The 2,906-nt window shown below is 46.2% G+C and carries 1 protein-coding gene; it reads left to right on the top strand.

The window, feature by feature from the left end:
* A partial coding sequence (locus ACFINW_RS09695; RefSeq protein ID WP_375674250.1) for a filamentous hemagglutinin N-terminal domain-containing protein occupies positions 1-2,906 on the top strand: 2,906 nt, incomplete at both ends.

Genomic DNA, 2,906 nt, shown 5'->3' with positions numbered 1-2,906 from the left:
GCGTTACAGGCGCAAATTACTGTGGATCCTAACGCGAATGCCGCCCATCGTCCAGATATAGTGGCAGCGCCCAATGGAGTTCCCTCGATTGATATTGTTACCCCCAATGGCAAGGGCTTATCGCACAATAAATATAACGATTTTAATATTGGAAATCCGGGTGTGATTTGGAACAATCATGCGCAAGAAGTAGGGCAATCGCAGTTGGGGGGCATTATGCCGGGCAATCCGCATTTGCGTTTCACGGGTTCAGCGAAAGTGATTTTAAATGAAGTGACCAGCAGCAAGCGCAGTGCGCTTCATGGTCCAGGAGAGGTTTTTGGGAGCCCCGCCGATGTGATTATAGCCAATCCCAATGGGATAAGCTGTGATGGTTGTGGCTTTATCAATACGCCCCATGCGACCTTAACCACAGGTGTTCCCGAAATTGATGCGAGCGGTTTTTTGAAAGGCTTTGAGGTGCGAGGTGGGGATATTACCTTTGGCGCTAAGGGAGCCAATTTTTTCTCTGGTCAAGGAGCGGTTGATATTGTCGATATTGTCTCACGCACAGTGCATTTTGAAGGAGCTGTTGCGGGCAGAGAAATTGGTGTGACAGCAGGGACGGGTCACTTTGATTATGCTTCACGGGAAATGAAAGAACTGACCGATATTACCGGTAAACCGGAATATGCGATAGATGGTTCTGCTTTGGGGGCTCTACAGGCGGACAGAATAAAACTTGTGGCAACAGAAAAAGGTGTTGGGGTTCGCATGCGCCATGATATGGCAGCCAATGCGGGGCAGTTGCATCTTTCTGCTGACGGGAAAATCTCGTTGAAGAATGTTTTTGGTCATGGGGGTGTTGTCCTCAAATCGAAAAGCCAGAGCGTATTGGCAAAACACATCACCTCGAAAAAGCATATTGATATTGCCGCCCATAAGGATGTGACGTTAGAAACGGTTGGTGCTGATGGTCATTTGAAGATAGAGGCGCAGGATGGGCTTTTATCGATTGCCGGTAAGGCAACCTCTGGGGGCAATATGGAGCTGTCTTCGCGCCAGACACTTCAAGTTTCAGGGCTAGGGTCAGGTGCTGATATGGCTCTTGAATCGGGCGGAAACTTGAAGCTTGAGGGGATTGTTTTAGCGCAAGGGAATCTCAAGGCGCATGCCGGTGGTGATATACAAGCTCATTTTTTAGCCGGTGGGGTTGATATGGCGGCAACGGGTGCTGCTGGTGTTGTTGTTCTTGGCACCCAAGGGGATGTTGATCTCCAGAGCAGTCAAGGTGCGATTGTTGCTGAAAGTGTTTATGGAGCAGGAGATATCACCCTGGTTTTTCATAACGGGCTATCTGTTTCTCAAACAATTCTGTCGCATCAAAATGTTGCCATTCAAGCACAACCAGCAACAAATGCTCCCGTTCATTTTGGGCAACTTTTAGCCTATGGCAAGGCAAATATTGAGGGTGGGGCGGTTGACTTTTCTTCGCTGATGACGGGTGAAGAAGCTGTTTTAAAGGTTGGCAGCCTTGATGCAGGCACACTGATGACAGGTGTCGTTTCTACGGGCGGTTCAGGGGATCTTGTTTTAGATGAAAAGGGCTTTCTTTTGATTACAGCAAAAGAAGGGGTGAAGGTTGGGCAGATTGCCAGTGGTGGCAATATTGAAATTTTTGCAGGCAACGACATCTATTATGATCAGGTCATAGGCTATGGCAGTGCAACATTGACATCGGTATCAGGAGAGATCAGTGTTGAGAATGTGTTGTCTGCTGAGGGGGATGTGAGATTGACAGCAAACACTCTCGATTTAAGCAATAATCGTTCTCATATTTACACGCCGCAAACGCTGTATTTAATTGCAGATCATATTGATGTCTCGGGCAGCGAATTGGCTTATGGCGGTTTAGACTTTCAAAGCACCAATGCTCTTGATATTCACCATGCGCGGCTACAAGCCGTAAGAGATGGCGGTGGGACTGGAGATATTCTCTTTATTGCTCCAAGCGTTATGGTTGATGAGACAACTTCTGTTTTAGCGGCACGAGATTTCGTGATCAAAACGGGGGAGCTTGGAAATAGTGGTCAATTGGCATCGGGGCAGGATTTAGTCTTTAGCGTGACGGGGGATGTGACCAACAACAAAACGGGTTTAATTTATGTGAAGGGCAATGGTGCTTTACAAGTTGATGGGGCTTTGTTGAATGATTTTGGCGCCATAATGGCAGAGGGTGATTTGTTTTTTACCAATGCGGCTGGCAGCGGAAAAAGCCTTTCCCTTGTGAATAAAGCAGGCTTGATTCAAGCTGGTGGAAACTTAAATATCCAAACCAACACCCTGAAAAACGAAGCCGATAGCACGCCTGTCATCACAGAAAAAACGGAATATAGCGATATTTCTTTCCAAAAACCAGAGGGGTATTATTTACTCAATGAACGGAATTTATATCACGATATGGGCTGGGATCGTTGGGGTAGTGGAAGTCTTTCTGATAGAGAGTTTGGGTTTGAAGGTCCCCGAGACTTTCTGTTTGATTGGCAACTTTGGAATAACAAAGAAGGAACCTATGGTACGGCAACATTGAAAGATGGAACAGTCTATAAGGCATTTACTTGGGAATATGACAAGACAAACAGTAATATAGAACGCTATCAATGGAATAACTGGTCACACATGACAGAAAAGACTGTCACGCAAGGGCTTTCGCATAAACCAACGGTTCAGGGGATGATACAATCTCACGGCAATCTCATCATTAACGCCGATAACATTGACAACCATTATAGTCTTATAGAAGCAGGGGGAAATGCCGATATCCACGCCAATGTGCTGACCAATTTAGGGGCAACGGCTTATAAAAACACTTATCTTGGTTGTCAGGCTAATACAGACAGTTGTTATGGTTATAAAGCTGATGGAAG

It is taken from the genome of Bartonella sp. AA18HLJMS (assembly GCF_042197245.1).
In the GTDB taxonomy this organism is placed as follows: Bacteria; Pseudomonadota; Alphaproteobacteria; order Rhizobiales; family Rhizobiaceae; genus Bartonella.
Note: the sequence above shows the minus strand (reverse complement) of the source record. Positions and strands in the feature narration are given on the sequence as shown.